Genomic DNA, 18,358 nt, shown 5'->3' on the forward strand with positions numbered 1-18,358 from the left:
ATTGCTGAAATATACAGGGTTAGAAAATAAAAATGTATTAGTAATTGGTTTAGCGAAAAGTGGTTATGAAGCGACTAAGTTGTTAAATAAGTTGGGCGCGAATGTCATAGTTAATGATGGCAAAGATTTAAGCCAAGACTCACATGCGAAAGACTTAGAAAATAGAGGGATTAAAGTCATTGGAGGAGAACATCCGCTGTCTTTACTTGATAGTAATCCTATTATAGTTAAAAATCCTGGAATACCCTATACTGTACCTTTACTTGAAGTCGCTGTAGAAAAAGGCTTGAAAATCTTAACAGAAGTTGAATTGAGTTATTTGATATCAGAAGCACCTATTATTGGTGTCACAGGTACAAATGGTAAAACTACAGTAACGTCATTAATTGGCGATATGTTTCAAAAAAGTAGAGTAACAGGTAAAGTATCAGGGAATATTGGATATGTTGCTTCTAAAGTAGCTCAAGAGGTCACAGCAAGTGATTATTTAGTTACGGAACTATCTTCATTCCAACTACTTGGTATAGATCGATACAAGCCGCATATTGCTATTATCACAAATATATACTCGGCACATCTTGATTATCATGAATCATTAGAGAACTATCAAAATGCTAAAAAAGAAATTTATAAAAATCAAACAGAGGACGATTATTTAATCTGTAATTATCACCAACGTCATTTAATTGAGTCGGAATCATTAAGTGCCAAAACCTATTACTTTTCTACACAACAAGAAGTTGATGGTATTTATGTAAAAGATGGTTTTATTGTGTTCAAAGGATTTAGAATCATTCATAAAGATGATTTAGTTTTACCGGGTGAACATAATTTAGAAAATATACTTGCGCCGACTTTAGCCGCACTTTTAGTCGGTGTATCAGTAAGAGCAATCATTGATAGTCTTACAACATTCTCTGGTATTGAACATAGATTACAATATATCGGCTCGAACAAAACGAATAAATATTACAATGATTCAAAAGCAACCAATACACTTGCAACACAATTTGCATTAAATTCATTTGATCAATCGATTATTTGGTTATGTGGTGGTTTAGATCGTGGTAACGATTTTGATGAACTTATTCCTTATATGAAAAACGTCAAGGTGATGGTCGCATTTGGAGAAACGCAAAGTAAATTTGTGAAGCTAGGTGAAAGTCAGGGCAAATACGTAATAACGGCGACTGATGTACAAGATGCAGTCGATAAAATACAAGACGCTATAGAACCAAATGACGTTGTACTTTTATCACCGGCCTGTGCAAGTTGGGATCAATACAATACTTTTGAAGAGCGTGGAAATAAATTTATAAAAAGTTTCCAAGCGCACTTACCTTCTTTTTAAAGGGTGTGAAAATGAATGACTAATAAAGTAAGTGAATTTGACTCTGAATACTTAAAAGAAAAACGAGCAAAACGTCGAAAACGACAAAAGCAAATTCAATATTCAGTATTTGGTGTATTGTTATTTATTATCATTTTGATTCTTATATATATGTTCACGCCTTTAAGTAAGATAAGCAGTGTGGAAATAAAAGGCAATGATAATGTTTCCAAAAGTGCAATCAATAAAGCGATTGATGTTAAAGACAACTCCAGAATGTACACATATAGCACTTCAAAAGCGACGGATAAATTAAAAGACAACAAATTGATAAAAAGCGCGAAAATTACGAAACAAATGCCTAACAAATTAACGGTTGAAGTCACTGAAAATCAAATTGTTGGAATGACGAAAAAGAAAGATAATTATGTGCCTATTCTAGAAAATGGTACAGAATTGAAAAACTATGATGGTAATGCAACGGATGATGGACCCATATTAGTAGGATTTGAAAAAGAGGAGAAAGAAAAAATTATTAATGAACTTGCAAAAATGCCAGCAAATGTGAGAGGAATGATTGCAGAAATTAAATATGATCCTCAAGAAAATTTACAAAATCAAATCAAATTATTCACATCTGATGACATTCAAATTCTTGGTAATCTCAATACGATTGCTAATAAAATGAAATATTATCCGCAAATGTCTCAATCGTTAGAACGTGATGAATCAGGCGAATTGAAAAAGTCAGGATATATTGATTTATCAGTAGGTGCATCATTTATTCCTTATGGTGGTGGTAATGAAACAAAATCAGCAAGTGACAAAAATGTAGACGAACAAACAACAGAAACAGATGCCGCAAAAGACGAGTTACAAAGCGCATTAAACAAAATAAATAAAGAATCAGACAAAAATAATTAAAAAATTTCGACAAATACACGTGTTTATAGTTCACAAGCATCAAAACGTATTGTAAACTGTTAATAGTGTGAACTTGAATAAGTTATTGTCAGGAGGTGCCTATCTATGGAAGAGCATTATTATGTAAGTATAGATATTGGTTCATCAAGCGTTAAAACGATAGTGGGCGAAAAATTTCACAATGGTATAAATGTGATAGGTACAGGACAGACCTACACAAGTGGGATTAAAAATGGTCTTATTGATGATTTCGATATCGCTAAACAAGCGATAAAAGATACAATCAAAAAAGCCTCTATTGCTTCAGGCGTTGATATTAAAGAAGTATTTTTAAAACTTCCAATAGTCGGAACTGAAGTATTTGATGAAGCAAATGAAATAGAATTTCATGAAGATACAGAATTGAATGGTACACATATTGAAAGTGTGCTTGAAGGTATTCGCGAAAAAAATGATGTGCCAGAAACTGAAATTATAAATGCATTCCCAATTAAATTTATTGTTGATGGAGAAAATGAAGTTTCAGATCCAAAAGAATTAATTGCTAGACATGGTTTGAAAGTAGAAGCCGGTGTTATTGCAATTCAAAAATCAATTTTAATCAATATGATTAAATGTGTGGAATCTTGTGGCGTAGATGTATTAGATGTGTATTCAGATGCGTATAACTATGGTTCAGTGCTATCAGCTACTGAAAAAGAGCTAGGCACATGTATCATCGATATCGGTGAAGACATTACACAACTTGCATTTTATGAACGCGGTGAGCTTGTTGATGCTGAGGCAATAGAGATGGCTGGTCGAGATATCACAGAAGATATTTCGCAAGGCTTAAACACATCTTATGAAACAGCAGAAAAAATTAAACATCAATATGGTCACGCTTTCTTTGAATCTGCTTCTGATCATGATGTATTTAGTGTGGATCAAGTGGATAGTGAAGAAGAAGCTCAATTTACTCAAAAAGATTTAGCAGATATTATTGAAGCACGTGTTGAAGATATCTTCTTTAATGTATTTGATATATTACAAGATCTAGGACTTACTAAAGTTAACGGCGGTTTCGTTGTTACTGGTGGTTCAGCAAACTTATTAGGAGTTAAAGAATTACTACAAGATATGGTCAGTGAAAAAGTAAGAATTCATACACCATCACAAATGGGTATTAGAAAACCTGAATTTTCTTCAGCAATTTCAACAATTTCTAGTAGCATTACTTTCGACGAATTGTTAGATTATGTTACAATTAGTAATCATGACAGTGAAGAATTCGAAGAAGAAGTCATCGAATCTGATGAAAGAGAACATAGCACAAAATCAAGCGGATTTGACTGGTTCAAGAAAAAATCAAACAAACAAGAAGAGCCACAAACGTCAGCTTCTGAAATGGAAGAACCAGAAGCACCTGAGGAATACGACGAAAAAGTAGACGTCAACCAAGATGAAGAACGTAAACCTCAAGACAAAGAAGAAGGTAAATTCAAAAAACTTATGAAATCTCTATTCGATTGATTGGCCATTAAAACTAGGAGGAAATATAAATGTTAGAATTTGAACAAGGATTTAATCATTTAGCGACGTTGAAAGTCATCGGTGTAGGGGGCGGCGGTAATAACGCTGTAAACCGTATGATTGACCATGGTATGAATAATGTTGAATTTATTTCAATCAATACGGATGGACAAGCTTTAAACCTGTCTAAAGCTGAAGCTAAAATCCAAATTGGTGAAAAATTAACACGTGGTCTAGGCGCCGGAGCGAACCCAGACATTGGTAAAAAAGCTGCAGAAGAATCTCGTGAACAGATCGAAGATGCTATCCAAGGCGCAGATATGGTATTCGTAACTGCTGGTATGGGTGGCGGTACTGGTACTGGTGCTCGCACCAGTCGTAGCAAAAATTGCTAAAGAAATGGGAGCATTAACAGTAGGTGTCGTTACACGTCCGTTTGGTTTTGAAGGTCGTAAGCGTCAAACACAAGCAGCAGCTGGTGTAGAAGCAATGAAAGCAACTGTAGATACATTAATTGTTATTCCTAACGACAGATTATTGGATATCGTTGATAAATCAACACCAATGATGGAAGCATTTAAAGAAGCCGACAACGTATTACGTCAAGGTGTTCAAGGTATTTCTGATTTAATCGCAGTATCAGGTGAAGTAAACCTTGACTTTGCAGATGTGAAAACAATCATGTCTAACCAAGGTTCAGCATTAATGGGTATTGGTGTTTCTTCTGGCGAAAACCGCGCAGTAGAAGCAGCTAAAAAGGCGATTTCGTCACCATTATTAGAAACTTCAATCGTTGGTGCACAGGGTGTACTTATGAATATTACTGGTGGAGAGTCATTATCACTTTTCGAAGCACAAGAATCAGCTGATATCGTACAAGATGCAGCAGATGAAGATGTAAATATGATTTTCGGTACTGTAATTAATCCAGAATTACAAGACGAAATTGTAGTTACAGTTATCGCTACTGGATTTGAAGATAAACCTTCATCACAAGCACGTAAAGCTTCAAATACTGGTTTCGGTACAAGTGCAACAAGTAGTAACAGCACAAAAGAAGATACATTTGCATCAAATACAGCAAATACTTCTCAACCATCAGAAAGTGCTAGTGAAGGCAGAAGTCATACTACAAATGAAGATGACATTCCAAGCTTTATCAGAAATAGAGAAGAAAGACGTTCAAGAAGAACTAGACGTTAATTTTCGAACTAGCTCGCCTTGTGTACATAGGGCTTAAAGCTTAAAGTAGTCAATAATAAATACAATGATGTCATCAGGTCCAAAGATCTGATGACTTTTTTGAATTTTATTGCTATCTATGAGTATAACTTAATCATATATTTGTCTGAGATTTTAGAATGAATTATTGTCGCGGGTCTCCTATAAGAAGTCATAGCGGGAAATTGCAGTTTTAATTAATGGAGGGTCATAGTATGCATGATAAATTTATTAAAGATAATCATATATTGAAATATGAGGATAGCCATTTAAATAATGTAAAATTGGGTATAACAACAAGAGAAGAAGGTTTGAGTCCCTATCCCAAATCAGCTTTTAATATGGCTAGATATATTAACGATGATCCGCAACACGTTACACAACACCAAGAAGAGCTTGCGGCTGTAATTCAATACCCGAGAGAACAGTGGGTATTTCCTATACAAACGCATGAAAATAAAGTTGTAGAGGTGACAGCTAAAGATAGAGGTACGAATATTGATATTTTAACGGATGCTTTACATGGTGTAGATGCATTATATACGTATGAATCTGATCTTCTGCTTACAATGTGTTACGCGGACTGTGTACCTATATATTTTTATAGCGAAAAACATCATTACATCGCTTTAGCACATGCTGGTTGGAGGGGTACTGTCGGTCAAATTGTGAATGAAGTCATCCGCTATATCGATTTTAATTTAAATGATTTGAATATCGTTATTGGACCCGCAACTTCTACAACTTATGAAATTAATGATGATATTAAAGCAAAATTTGAATCATTACCGATAGACATAAATGAATACATTAAGACAAGAGCCAATGACAGACATGGCATTGATTTAAAACGTGCAAATGCTTTATTACTTGAAAATGCAGGTGTTCCTAAAGATAATATTTATATTACCAACTATGCGACATCTGAAGATTTATCCTTATTTTTCTCATATAGAGTAGAGAAAGGGAATACTGGCCGCATGTTAGCATTTATCGGTCAATAATGAAGAGGTGTAGAGATTTGAACGTACAACAGAATTTAGAACAAATTGAAAAACAATTAAAAACATACTGCGAAAAAGGTAATATTTCAACGTTACCAAACGTGATTGCAGTGACAAAGTATGTTACAATAGACCGAGCTAATGATGCTTATAATGCGGGAATTAGACATTTCGGTGAGAATCGTTTAGAAGGATTTCAACTTAAAAAAGAAGCTTTACCTGATGATATTGTAATGCACTTTATTGGTTCGTTACAGACAAGAAAGGTGAAAGAAGTGATTAATGAAATTGATTACTTTCATGCATTAGATCGTCTTAAATTAGCAAAAGAAATTAACAAAAGGGCGGAACACAAAATAAAGTGTTTTGTTCAAGTAAATGTTTCAGGTGAAGAATCTAAACAAGGTGTTGCATTGAAAGATGTGAATACTTTTATTGAAACGTTGGAACAATATGAAAATTTAGAAGTAGTTGGTCTTATGACTATGGCTCCATTAACTGATGACGAGTCATATATAAAAAGCTTATTTCAATCATTAAAGAATAAAAGAGATGAGATTAAAGCGCTCAATTTAAATTATGCACCATGTACTGAGTTATCGATGGGAATGAGTAATGATTTCCACTTAGTCGCTGAAGAAGGTGCGTCATTTGTGAGAATTGGGACTAAACTTGTAGGAAAAGAGGAGTGAGCCCCGTGGCTTTAAAAGATTTATTTAGTGGATTTTTCGTGGTTGAAGAAGAAGATCACGAATTAGAAGCACCAGAAGAAGAACAAGGTAGACAACAAAACAAGCAACAAGCGCAGTCTCAAACGAATTTCAATGAATATAAAAATAATGAAAATACAGAGCGACAAAGATCCATACAATCCGTTCCCAAAAAGCAGTCATCAAGATTACAGCAATCCTCAGGTGAAAGGAAGTATCAAATGAATAACACTTCATCAAAAAATAATGCAAGGAACGTTGTGAATATGAATAATCAAGAACAAGATCAATTCGGTTTTACAGAAGAAAGTTCTAAAATGTGTTTATTTGAACCACGTGTTTTTTCAGATACTCAAGATATTGCAGACGAACTCAAAAATCGTCGCGCAACTTTAGTTAATTTACAGCGTATTGATAAAGTTTCTGCTAAACGTATTATCGACTTTTTAAGCGGTACAGTTTATGCAATCGGTGGAGACATTCAACGCGTAGGATCAGATATATTCTTATGTACTCCAGATAATATAGAAGTAGGCGGTAGTATAACAGATCACATAGAAAATATGGAATACCAAGGTGAATAGAGGTAATAATAAATGGATATAGGTTTATTAGGAAGTATATTTAGTTTTATTTTATTCTTGGTTCAAATTTATTATTACGGAATGATTGTTTATTTCTTTATGTCATGGATACCTAATGCACGAGAAAATAAATTCGGTCAATTTTTGGCTAAAATTTATGAACCATTTTTAGAACAGTTCCGTAAAATTATTCCTCCAATTGGTATGATTGATATATCATCAATTGTTGCAATAATTGTACTTTACTTATTCCGATTAGGTTTAGCGAGTATTTTTAATCTAATTTTGAGTAATTTAGCTTAAATAAATTTACGTTGAATAGAATTTAAGTTTACTTATAACTAATGTATAAAATAAATGAGAAGCACCTAACGTTGTATGACGCGAGGTGCTTTCTCTTGTATGTGGAGTGATTAGCATCGATATTTATCAGCATTTTAGAAAAGAAGAACATGAATTAATAGATCAACTTATAGATAAGTGTAATCGTGCGAATGAGCAGTATGCGCCTATACTAACACCATTTCTAGATCCACGTGGACAATATATTATGAGTGTCATAGTCGGTAGCTATGGTGATTTAGAAGTGACATTCTTTGGTGGGCCTTATGCAGAACGCAAAAGGGCCATTGTTGCGCCTGATTATTTTGTGCCAGAAGAAGAACTGTTTGAAATTGTATTGCTTGAAATAGACTATCCTCAAAAGTTTGTAACGCTACAACATCAACATATATTAGGAACAATTATGTCTTTAGGGATAGAAAGAGAACAATTAGGAGATATTATTGTAGATGACTCAATTCAATTTACTTTGACAAAGCAATTGGAATCTTATATTATGTTAGAGCTAAATAGAATTAAGGGTGCTACAGTTAAACTTAATTCTATTCCTATAAAAGATATGATACAATCAAAAGAGCATTGGCAAACATATGAAACTACTGTGAGTGGTTTACGTTTAGATGTCATCCTAAAAGAAATGATTCGCAAATCACGTACAATTGCTAAACAATTAATTGATAAAAAGCGTGTCAAGGTCAATCATACAATGATTGACGCTACAGATTTTCAACTTGATAGTGGTGACTTATTGTCAATCCAAGGTTATGGTAGAGCAATGATTACTGATATTGGTGGTAAAACTAAAAAAGATAAAGTAAGAATTTCGTATAAAACTTTATTCAAATAATGTTATACTTATCTAACGTATAAACAAATCAAATTAGATTTTAATCAATAAGAATGCATACAAATGATTATAAAAAAATAGAAAATATAGACATAAAGCACTATTTCAGATATTTAAAGCAGTGCTAAAATAGTGTATTATAGAAGGAGGATAACGCATGCCTTTTACACCAAATGAAATAAAAAACAAAGACTTTACACGCGTAAAAACTGGTTTTGAACCAACTGAGGTTGAAAGCTATTTAGAACAACTAAGTAACGAAATTGAACGTTTAAAAGAAGACAAAAAGCAATTAGAGAAAGTCATTGAAGATAAAGATACAAACATCCAGTCTTATAAAGATGTTCATCAATCTGTAAGTGATGCTTTAATTCATGCGAAACAAGCTGGGGAAGAAACAAAATTAGCTGCAACTAAAGATGCTGAAGCAACAGTTTCTAAAGCACAAAGTGAAGCTAATAAAATCGTTAATGATGCAGTTGAAAAAGCACGTCGTCTTTCATTCCAAACTGAAGACATGAAACGCCAATCAAAAATATTTAGATCACGTTTCCGTATGTTAGTTGAGGCTCAACTTGATTTACTAAAAAGCGAAGATTGGGATTATTTATTAAATTATGATCTTGATTCTGAACAAGTAACTCAAGAGAATATTAATCATTTACATGAAAATGATTTGACTGAAGAAGAAAAAGCGAGGAAAGCGAAAGCAGAAGCAGATAGTACTGCAGAAGCAGACGCTCAGGCTACAAATACTGAAACAGATAAAAAATAGTAATTAATATAAATAACAGACGCGTAAGCATCTTTTTGCATATCAAAGCGAGTTAGGGACAGTGAGAGCCTTTCATATGTAAGATGTTTATATCACTGTTACTTTAAAAAAATATATGAACAATGAGAGAACTCTAAGTTGAGTTAATCAGGGTGGTAACGCGGTATTAATCGTCCCTGTTAATTGAACTTAGAGTTCTTTTTATTGTACGAATGAATTGAATTTAGTATGAAAATCGAAACAAGGAGTGTATAAAATGGATTATAAAGAAACGTTATTAATGCCAAAAACAGATTTCCCAATGCGCGGAGGGTTACCAAATAAAGAACCTAAGATCCAAGAAGAATGGGAAGCTCAAAACATTTATCAAAAAGTGTTAGATAAAAATGAAGGGAATCCATCATACATTTTGCATGATGGCCCACCATATGCTAATGGTAATTTGCATATGGGACATGCACTGAATAAAATCTTAAAAGACATGATGATTAGATATAAATCAATGCGTGGGTTTTATGCACCTTACGTCCCAGGTTGGGATACGCACGGTTTACCTATTGAACAAGCACTAACTAAAAAAGGTGTTAAACGTAAAGAATTATCTATTGCTGAATTCAGAAAAAAATGTGAAGCATTTGCTTTAGAACAAATTGAAAATCAGAAAAAAGATTTTAAACGTTTAGGTGTTAAAGGTGATTTTGACAATCCATATATCACGTTAAAACCAGAATATGAAGCAGCGCAAATTCGTTTATTTGGCGAAATGGCAGACAAAGGATTAATTTATAAAGGTAAAAAACCTGTATATTGGTCACCATCAAGTGAATCTTCACTTGCAGAAGCAGAAATAGAATATCAAGATAAACGTTCGGCTTCTATCTACGTAGCATTTGATGTTAAAGATGGTAAGGGCGTTGTAGATTCAGATGCAAAATTCATCATTTGGACAACAACACCATGGACATTACCTTCTAACGTAGCGATTACAGTACATCCTGATTTAACTTATGGTCAATATAATGTGAATGGTAAAAAATACATTATCGGTAAAGACTTAGCGAGTGATGTTGTTGAAGCATTAGGCTGGGATGAAAACACGCTTGAATTAGAAAAAGAATTTAAAGGTAGAGAATTAGAGTATGTGGAAACACAACATCCATTTGTTGACCGTGTTTCATTGGTTATCAATGGCTTACATGTTACTACTGATGCTTGGTACAGGTTGTGTTCATACAGCGCCTGGTCATGGTGAAGATGACTATATCGTTGGTCAGAAGTACAAATTACCTGTAATTAGCCCAGTTGATGATAAAGGTGTCTTTACAGAAGAAGCTGGTCAATTTGAAGGTATGTTCTATGACAAAGCTAATAAAGCAATTACGGATGTGTTAAAAGAAAAAGACGCTTTATTAAATTTAGAATTTATCACACATAGTTATCCTCATGATTGGCGTACGAAAAAACCTGTTATCTTCAGAGCAACGCCACAATGGTTTGCTTCTATTGATAAAGTACGTCAAGATATCTTAGATGCAATCGAAGTAACTGATTTTAAAGTAGATTGGGGTAAAACACGTATCTTCAATATGATCCGTGACCGTGGTGAATGGGTTATTTCACGTCAACGTGTATGGGGCGTACCATTACCAGTATTTTATGCTGAAAATGGTGACATCATCATGACAAACGAAACTGTTAATCATGTTGCAGATTTATTTGAAACATTTGGTTCTAATGTTTGGTTTGAACGTGATGCAAAAGATTTATTACCAGAAGGATTTACACACCCAAGTAGTCCAAATGGTGAATTTACTAAAGAAACAGATATTATGGACGTTTGGTTTGATTCTGGTTCTTCTCACAGAGGCGTTTTAGAAGGCCGTCCGGAACTATCTTATCCAGCTGATTTATACATTGAAGGTAGTGACCAATACCGTGGTTGGTTTAACTCATCAATCACAACTTCTGTTGCGACAAGAGGTAAATCACCATATAAAATGCTCTTATCTCACGGTTTTGTTATGGACGGATCAGGTAAAAAAATGAGTAAATCATTAGGTAACGTGATTGTGCCAGATCAAATTGTTAAACAAAAAGGTGCAGATATTGCACGACTTTGGGTAAGTAGTGTTGATTACTTAGCTGACGTTCGTATCTCAGATGAAATCTTAAAACAAACTTCTGATGTGTATCGTAAAATCAGAAATACATTAAGATTTATGTTAGGGAACGTGAGTGATTATAACCCTGCTACCGATGCATTAGCTGAAGCAGATTTATTAGAAGTAGATAAATATCTATTAAATAGACTACGTGAATTTACAGCAAATACTTTAGATCATTATGATAACTATGACTACTTAGACATCTATCAAGAAGTTCAAAACTTTATTAACGTAGAACTAAGTAATTTCTATTTAGATTATGGTAAAGATATTTTATATATTGAAGAACGTGATTCTCATAAACGTCGTAGTATGCAAACAGTGTTATACCAAATTGTAGTGGATATGACGAAACTATTAGCACCAATCTTAGTGCATACTGCTGAAGAAGTGTGGTCTCATATTCCTCATGTTGAAGAAGAAAGTATTCACTTAACTCGTATGCCAGAACGCACTGAAGTTGACCGTGAATTTTTAGATAGATGGAATACATTTATGAATTTACGTGATGACGTTAACCGTGCATTAGAAGCGAGCACGTGGTGAAAAAGTAATTGGTAAATCGTTAGAAGCTAAAGTTATAATTGGCAGTAATGAGAACTTTGATGCAACATCATTTTTACAACAATTCTCTGATTTACAGCAGTTATTCATCACTTCTCAAGCAGAAGTAGTGGAATCAGTTGAAAACGGTGTGGCTTATCAATATGGTGATATCCGTATTGAACACGCACATGGTGAAAAATGTCAACGTTGTTGGAATTATAGTGAAGAACTCGGTTCAGTTGGCGAACTTGATGATTTATGTCCGCGTTGTCAAGAAGTTGTAAAGACACTCGTATAAAACATAGTACCATCAATTATTAATAATTGAGTCTGAGACATGTATTTTGTCTCAGGCTCTTTTCATGTTTGAACTACTAAGATAATTATGAAGAAATAAATAAGAATAATAGTATTGAATGAGCTTTTTTAATGTATAAAAATGGATTTCAAGTATACTGAATTTATTAGAGTTTTAGAAAGGTGTTATACATGTTCCATAGTCAAAGCGCACATTTTGTAAATGGCATTACGTTAAATGTTAGAGATAAAGATGAAATGAAACAATTTTATGAAAACATCATAGGTATGAATGTAGTAAATGAATCTTATTCAACAATCCAATATGAGATTGGTAATTTAAATCATTTTATGACTTTTAATCAAGTTATACAGGGCAGAGAACCATTACATTCAGAAGCAGGATTATTTCACTTGGCGATTAGGTTGCACGCAAAGACAGACCTTGCAGATTTGCTTGTTCAAATAAGTGAAGCGGGTATTCCAGTACATGGTGGAGAGCATGATGTGACAACCTCATTATATTTAGAAGACCCTGAAGGCAATGGATTAGAATTTTATGTTGATAATCCAATTGAAGACTGGTTATTTGAAGATGAAAAAGTAGTGCTTGAAACGCAACCGATTAACGTGCCAAATCTATTAACGTTTACATCAAATGAAAAATGGCAAGGTATTCCAGATGAAAGCGTCATTGGATATTTGAATTTAAAATCAATTGATTTAAGCAAAGTAAAGCAGTACTATAATAATTATTTCGGACTTGAAACATCATCATTAGAAACAGATGGCGCATTTTACTTATCCTCTAATGGTTATCACCAACATTTAGTGGTTAATAATTGGCTATCAAGTATTAAACGAATTGAAAATAATAGAACATATGGTTTAGCAATTATTGATTTTCATTACCCTGAAACTACTCACAAATTATTAACAGGCCCAGATGGTATACAATTTCGATTTAATTATAATAAGGTCGTGTGAATTAATGAAAAAAAGACTTGGTACGATGTTTGCGATAAGTGCTATTATTATTGTTGTCGCTGCATATGAAGGATTAGATAACCAAGATATGACTGAGCCAACAAATCATTTTTGGTCATTAGATCCAATGAAATATAATACGTATACTAAAGGACAATGCACGCACTACGTCTTTGAAAAAGTAAGAGAAGATGGTATGAAAATAGGGAAAAATTGGAACGACGCAAAGTATTGGGCATCGTTTGCACAAAAAAGTGACTATAAAGTAAATCAATCACCTAAGGTAGGGAGCATTTTACAGACTGCTGAAGGTGAGTATGGTCATGTAGCTTATATTGAACAACAAAATGACAATGGTTCATTAGAAGTGAGTGAAATGAATTATAACAAGCCTTTTGAAATATCAAACCGAATTATAACGAAAGACGAAGTTAAAGATTATAAATATATCCATCCTAAGAAAAATGCAAGTGTTTAAAGATAATAGTATTAAAGGCAATACTTGTGCATGCTTTCCGCGGGCACAGCCTCAGCCTGTAGTCTTCGGCACTTGCTTTTCCCGCAGGAGTCAGCACAAGTCATTACCTTGATTTAATAGTAAAATAATAGGAAATATGTTTTCGATAACTTATGTCTATGTTGTTAATAGCAAGATTTATTTAATATATATTTGTATAGTTTTTTATTTTGTAACAGTACTTGTGCATGCTTTCCGCGGGCACAACTTCAACTTGCAGTATTCAACTCATGTTGAAACATATGCTTGGGTGTAGGCGCTTCTATATCATGCTGTTATTACATCAACATAAAATATTTCATCTACATTTAAAACTAGGCAACATGGTGAGCCGTTTGATTGTTAAATGTAGATGATTTTTTAATTGGTTTATTGTATATGTGAATAATATTAGCCTTTTAAGTATTAATAATGTAACTTTTTTACCAGATATTCAAACTGTAACTTTTTTTATAAGTTTGATTAGGATATAATGAAAGATGTTGTAAAAGCGACTGAGATTAGAATAGGAGGTACAGACATGAAACGTCCGTACTATATTGGTATTTCTTTATTCATAACAATCGTTATATTAATATTAGATCAAATCACAAAATTTATTGTTGCTAGTTCAATGAAGGTTGGAGAAACATTTGAAGTTATTCCCAACTTTTTAAATATAACTTCTCACAGAAATGATGGTGCCGCTTGGGGTATTATGAGCGGGAAGATGGGCTTTTTCTATATAATTACAGTTATTATACTCGTAGTGCTCATTGTATTTTATATTAAAGAAGCAAAACACAGTTTGTTAATGCAAATCGCTATTAGTTTATTATTTGCGGGTGCTTTAGGTAACTTTATTGATCGCGTGTTGCACGGCGAAGTTGTTGACTTTATTGACACATATATATTTGGTTATAACTTCCCAATATTTAATGTAGCTGACTCTAGTTTGACGATAGGCGTTTTGTTAATTATTATCGCTTTGTTAACAGATATGAAGAACGAAGAATAGGAGAGATTTTGCATGACTATACATGAGTATAAAATAGAAAATAAAGATGACGCTGGCCAGCGTATCGACAAAGTATTACCTGAATTCAATTCAGATTGGTCACGTACACAGATCCAAGATTGGATTAAATTATCACTTGTAAAAGTAAATGATAAGCTAATTAAGCCAAATTATAAGACGAAGTTAAACGACCATATTGTAGTAACTGAAAAAGAAATTGTAGAAGCAGATATCAATCCAGAAAATTTAAATTTAGATATATATTATGAAGACGATGATGTAGCAATCGTCTATAAACCTAAAGGCATTGTGGTGCATCCTTCAGCTGGGCATTCAACAGGGACACTTGTAAATGGTTTAATGTATCAAATGAAAAATTTATCTGGCATTAATGGTGAAGTACGTCCAGGTATTGTACACCGTATTGATAAAGACACATCTGGTCTATTAATGGTAGCCAAAAATGATATTGCACATCGTAGTTTAGTGGATCAATTAGTTAAGAAAACTGTGACACGTAAATACGTAGCACTTGTTCACGGCAATATACCGCATGATTACGGTACAATAGAGGCACCAATTGGTAGAAATAAAAACGATCGTCAATCAATGGCAGTGGTTGATGATGGTAAAGAAGCTGTTACACATTTTAATGTATTAGAGCATTTTAACAATTATACTTTAGTAGAATGTGAATTAGAAACAGGGCGTACACACCAAATACGTGTACATATGAAATATATTGGATTCCCTCTTGTAGGTGATCCAAAATATGGACAGAAGAAAACCCTGAATATTGGTGGACAAGCACTACATGCAGGTATCATTGGTTTTGAACACCCAGTGACACAAGAATATATTGAAAAGTCTACACCACTCCCTGAAGACTTTGAGCAATTATTAGAAGATATTCGTAAAAGTGATACTAAATAATAAGCATGAACTTGAAAGATAAAGTTTTGAAGATTTCAAGTTAATATATAAGCACAAGCTACTAGAATTCTATATTTAGAACCTAGTAGCTTTTTTATGTTTGTTTATAAGCAAGAAAAATCACCGTATGAATGAAATAAACATCTTCTAATGATTAACTTGAATTTTAATTGACCGCTTGCAAGTGAATTGTATTCATGGTAATATAGTGACAGTTTAATAGAACGTCATACGTCTTTAAATGAAAGTCCAGAGAGGCTTCGAAGACATGTAGTTAATATAAGGTACATAAACATATTGTGTGTTTGTGAAAACAAATGAACACTGTTGTAGCTGAAGTTTATCAGCGCAATGGGAAACATAGCGGTTAAATCCCTGTGTAGAGAAAGCATCTAAGTTAAGTGAAGATAAATCTCTTGTTTGTTTATGATACCTTATAACTAAACCTCATGTCTTAATAAAGGCATGAGGTTTTCTTTGTATTAAATGAGATAGATATTTATCAAATTAAGGAAGGTGCCTAAAATGTCAGAACGAGTTATTATGGATGAAGCGACGATTCAAAGAACGGTGACACGTATTGCACATGAAATTTTAGAGTATAATAAAGGTACTGATAATTTAATATTGCTAGGTATTAAAACGCGCGGTGCATTTTTAGCGCGACGTATTCAACAAAAAATTGAACGCATAGAAGAGAAACTTGTACCAACTGGAACGATTGATATCACTCAATTTAGAGATGATTTAGAACAGACAATAAACGAAGCTGAAGAAAGCGCATATGAAATTGATGTTAATATTACAAATCAAGTCGTAATTATCATTGATGATGTTTTATATACAGGACGAACGGTGAGGGCTTCCTTAGATGCAGTGTTACAATACGCTAGACCTAAGAAAATAGGCTTAGCTACACTAGTTGATCGAGGACATCGAGAATTACCGATACGTGCAGACTTTGTTGGTAAAAACATACCAACAGCAAGGGAAGAAGCTGTGGCAGTTTTTCTTGAAGAAATCGATGATAGAAATGCAGTAGTAATTGAATAGCACCTTTTAATTCAGTACGAGAGACTGGAAAAGGGAAGAGGATTTAAATTTTCAGCTACGATCTAAGCATTAGATACGTAAGCAATTCATTTATAGTTGTCAAATGCACGATGTTGATAACATTCCTCTTCACATATACTTTGTTTTATTGCGAGTTATCTATAGTCAAAATGTCAATGGCTATAAATCAACTTAGCAATAATCAAGATATATACTTTTTAGTCTCTTTACATGAATTTAATGTAAAGAGATTTTTTTATGAGAGGAAGCATAAGACATGGAAAATGAAACAATGTTTGAACGGACAGTTAAGCCAGTATTAGATGTGCAAGATAGACCTAAATTAGGACAATGGGCATTCCTGAGTACACAACATTTATTTGCGATGTTTGGTTCAACTGTACTCGTACCATTTTTAACAGGATTACCTATATCTTCAGCGTTATTAGCTTCTGGTGTAGGGACATTGTTATACATACTAATTACCAAAGCGAAGATACCAAGCATACTTAGGGTCGAGCTTTGCATTTATTACACCCATTATTACAGGACTTAATTCACATAGCTTAGGTGACATGTTGATGGCGTTGTTTATGAGCGGTGTAATGTATGTACTTATAGGGTTAGCAATTAGATTAACTGGAACAGCATGGCTGATGCATTTACTGCCGCCGGTTGTTGTAGGACCAGTCATTATGGTTATAGGGTTAAGTTTGGCACCTACGGCAGTGAATATGGCAATGTTTGAGAATTCCTCAGAGATGCAAGGATATAATCTAAGTTATTTAGCAGTAGCAATGACCACATTAATTGTAACAATCATAGTGCAGGGTTATTTCAAAGGCTTCCTATCTTTGATACCAGTATTAATTGGTATTATCACAGGTTACATCCTTTCAGCATTGATGGGACTTGTCAATTTTGCGCCAATAGCGCAAGCAAAATGGTTACAATTTCCGGACGTGTATTTACCATTTAAAGACTATACGCCATCCATTCACATGGGATTAATCATTGTCCTGATTCCTATTGTCTTTGTGACTGTAAGTGAGCACATTGGTCATCAAATGGTTATTAACAAAATTGTAGGGCGTAACTTTTTTAAAGATCCAGGTTTAGATCGTTCGATTATTGGTGATGGTGTTTCTACCATGTTTGCAAGTTTGATTGGTGGCCCCCCAAGCACGACTTATGGTGAAAATATTGGCGTTTTAGCCATTACAAAAATTTATAGTGTTTACGTCATCGGAGGCGCAGCAGTTATTGCTATTATTTTAGGGTTTGTTGGTAAATTTACAGCGCTCGTTTCATCTATACCTACACCTGTAATGGGAGGCGTATCAATATTACTTTTTGGTATTATCGCGACAAGTGGTCTGAGGATGCTAGTCGAAAGTGAAGTTGATTTTGCAAGTAACCGCAATCTTGTTATTGCATCAGTCATCCTTGTAATTGGTATTGGTAATCTCGTCTTTAACTTAAATGGCATCGGTATCAATATGCAAATAGAAGGCATGGCATTAGCAGCTTTAGCAGGCATTATACTCAATCTTATCTTACCTAAGGAAACACCAGCGAATAAATAAGCATTGATCATTATGAGGAGGCTAAAAA

Annotated in this window: 14 protein-coding genes and 3 pseudogenes; all 17 read left to right on the top strand. The window is 33.7% G+C overall.

Annotated elements, in window-relative coordinates:
- The first annotated feature begins 1 nt into the window (after position 1).
- The 17 genes and pseudogenes from murD (at position 2) to ABLV95_RS03770 (ending at position 18,330) form a co-directional block, all read left to right on the top strand.
- Positions 2-1,351 carry a UDP-N-acetylmuramoyl-L-alanine--D-glutamate ligase gene (gene murD, locus ABLV95_RS03690; protein ID WP_460876434.1) on the top strand — a complete coding sequence of 450 codons (1,350 nt, stop codon included), beginning with the start codon at positions 2-4 and terminating at the stop codon, positions 1,349-1,351.
- Between the two features lie 15 nt (positions 1,352-1,366).
- Positions 1,367-2,254: a cell division protein FtsQ/DivIB gene (locus ABLV95_RS03695; RefSeq protein WP_069816274.1), complete on the top strand. Its 888-nt coding sequence runs from the start codon at positions 1,367-1,369 to the stop codon at positions 2,252-2,254.
- Between the two features lie 105 nt (positions 2,255-2,359).
- Positions 2,360-3,766 (top strand): cell division protein FtsA, encoded by a 1,407-nt coding sequence (ftsA, locus tag ABLV95_RS03700; RefSeq protein WP_285323018.1) that lies wholly within the window; start codon positions 2,360-2,362, stop codon positions 3,764-3,766.
- Between the two features lie 29 nt (positions 3,767-3,795).
- Positions 3,796-4,969: pseudogene (gene ftsZ, locus ABLV95_RS03705) on the top strand (cell division protein FtsZ).
- A 233-nt stretch (positions 4,970-5,202) separates the two neighbouring features.
- Positions 5,203-5,991: a peptidoglycan editing factor PgeF gene (pgeF, locus tag ABLV95_RS03710; protein ID WP_285323019.1), complete on the top strand. Its 789-nt coding sequence runs from the start codon at positions 5,203-5,205 to the stop codon at positions 5,989-5,991.
- A 17-nt stretch (positions 5,992-6,008) separates the two neighbouring features.
- Positions 6,009-6,683 carry a YggS family pyridoxal phosphate-dependent enzyme gene (locus ABLV95_RS03715; protein WP_460872585.1) on the top strand — a complete coding sequence of 225 codons (675 nt, stop codon included), beginning with the start codon at positions 6,009-6,011 and terminating at the stop codon, positions 6,681-6,683.
- A 5-nt stretch (positions 6,684-6,688) separates the two neighbouring features.
- Positions 6,689-7,285, top strand: coding sequence for a cell division protein SepF (locus tag ABLV95_RS03720; RefSeq protein WP_460876437.1), 597 nt, complete (start codon positions 6,689-6,691; stop codon positions 7,283-7,285).
- 12 nt (positions 7,286-7,297) lie between these two features.
- Positions 7,298-7,588: a YggT family protein gene (locus ABLV95_RS03725; RefSeq protein WP_426428849.1), complete on the top strand. Its 291-nt coding sequence runs from the start codon at positions 7,298-7,300 to the stop codon at positions 7,586-7,588.
- A 106-nt stretch (positions 7,589-7,694) separates the two neighbouring features.
- Positions 7,695-8,474: a YlmH family RNA-binding protein gene (locus ABLV95_RS03730; protein WP_069832905.1), complete on the top strand. Its 780-nt coding sequence runs from the start codon at positions 7,695-7,697 to the stop codon at positions 8,472-8,474.
- Positions 8,475-8,631: 157 nt separating this feature from the next.
- Positions 8,632-9,249: a DivIVA domain-containing protein gene (locus tag ABLV95_RS03735; protein ID WP_427704832.1), complete on the top strand. Its 618-nt coding sequence runs from the start codon at positions 8,632-8,634 to the stop codon at positions 9,247-9,249.
- 256 nt (positions 9,250-9,505) lie between these two features.
- A pseudogene (gene ileS / locus ABLV95_RS03740) lies at positions 9,506-12,258 on the top strand (isoleucine--tRNA ligase).
- A 191-nt stretch (positions 12,259-12,449) separates the two neighbouring features.
- Positions 12,450-13,244: a VOC family protein gene (locus tag ABLV95_RS03745; protein ID WP_460876439.1), complete on the top strand. Its 795-nt coding sequence runs from the start codon at positions 12,450-12,452 to the stop codon at positions 13,242-13,244.
- Positions 13,245-13,248: 4 nt separating this feature from the next.
- Positions 13,249-13,722 (top strand): CHAP domain-containing protein, encoded by a 474-nt coding sequence (locus ABLV95_RS03750; protein ID WP_460872588.1) that lies wholly within the window; start codon positions 13,249-13,251, stop codon positions 13,720-13,722.
- 559 nt (positions 13,723-14,281) lie between these two features.
- Positions 14,282-14,758, top strand: a complete 477-nt coding sequence (lspA, locus tag ABLV95_RS03755) for a signal peptidase II (protein WP_002507923.1) — start codon at positions 14,282-14,284, stop codon at positions 14,756-14,758.
- Between the two features lie 12 nt (positions 14,759-14,770).
- Positions 14,771-15,691: an RluA family pseudouridine synthase gene (locus ABLV95_RS03760; RefSeq protein WP_426428843.1), complete on the top strand. Its 921-nt coding sequence runs from the start codon at positions 14,771-14,773 to the stop codon at positions 15,689-15,691.
- Positions 15,692-16,216: 525 nt separating this feature from the next.
- Positions 16,217-16,744 carry a bifunctional pyr operon transcriptional regulator/uracil phosphoribosyltransferase PyrR gene (pyrR, locus tag ABLV95_RS03765; RefSeq protein WP_460872589.1) on the top strand — a complete coding sequence of 176 codons (528 nt, stop codon included), beginning with the start codon at positions 16,217-16,219 and terminating at the stop codon, positions 16,742-16,744.
- A gap of 277 nt (positions 16,745-17,021) precedes the next feature.
- Positions 17,022-18,330 (top strand): annotated as a pseudogene (locus ABLV95_RS03770) (uracil-xanthine permease family protein).
- Positions 18,331-18,358: the final 28 nt, after the last annotated feature.

Source organism: Staphylococcus sp. Mo2-1 (genome assembly GCF_046721385.1).
Classification (GTDB): Bacteria; Bacillota; Bacilli; order Staphylococcales; family Staphylococcaceae; genus Staphylococcus; species Staphylococcus equorum_A.

What these genes read in the sequence shown, in the direction of transcription:
- ABLV95_RS03745 (WP_460876439.1), top strand. Translation starts at nt 12,450, where the DNA reads ATGTTCCATAGTCAAAGCGCACATTTTGTAAATGGCATTACGTTAAAT.
- pgeF (WP_285323019.1), top strand. Translation starts at nt 5,203, where the DNA reads ATGCATGATAAATTTATTAAAGATAATCATATATTGAAATATGAGGAT.
- ABLV95_RS03695 (WP_069816274.1), top strand. Translation starts at nt 1,367, where the DNA reads ATGACTAATAAAGTAAGTGAATTTGACTCTGAATACTTAAAAGAAAAA.
- lspA (WP_002507923.1), top strand. Translation starts at nt 14,282, where the DNA reads ATGAAACGTCCGTACTATATTGGTATTTCTTTATTCATAACAATCGTT.
- ABLV95_RS03735 (WP_427704832.1), top strand. Translation starts at nt 8,632, where the DNA reads ATGCCTTTTACACCAAATGAAATAAAAAACAAAGACTTTACACGCGTA.
- pyrR (WP_460872589.1), top strand. Translation starts at nt 16,217, where the DNA reads ATGTCAGAACGAGTTATTATGGATGAAGCGACGATTCAAAGAACGGTG.
- ABLV95_RS03750 (WP_460872588.1), top strand. Translation starts at nt 13,249, where the DNA reads ATGAAAAAAAGACTTGGTACGATGTTTGCGATAAGTGCTATTATTATT.
- ABLV95_RS03760 (WP_426428843.1), top strand. Translation starts at nt 14,771, where the DNA reads ATGACTATACATGAGTATAAAATAGAAAATAAAGATGACGCTGGCCAG.
- ABLV95_RS03725 (WP_426428849.1), top strand. Translation starts at nt 7,298, where the DNA reads ATGGATATAGGTTTATTAGGAAGTATATTTAGTTTTATTTTATTCTTG.
- ftsA (WP_285323018.1), top strand. Translation starts at nt 2,360, where the DNA reads ATGGAAGAGCATTATTATGTAAGTATAGATATTGGTTCATCAAGCGTT.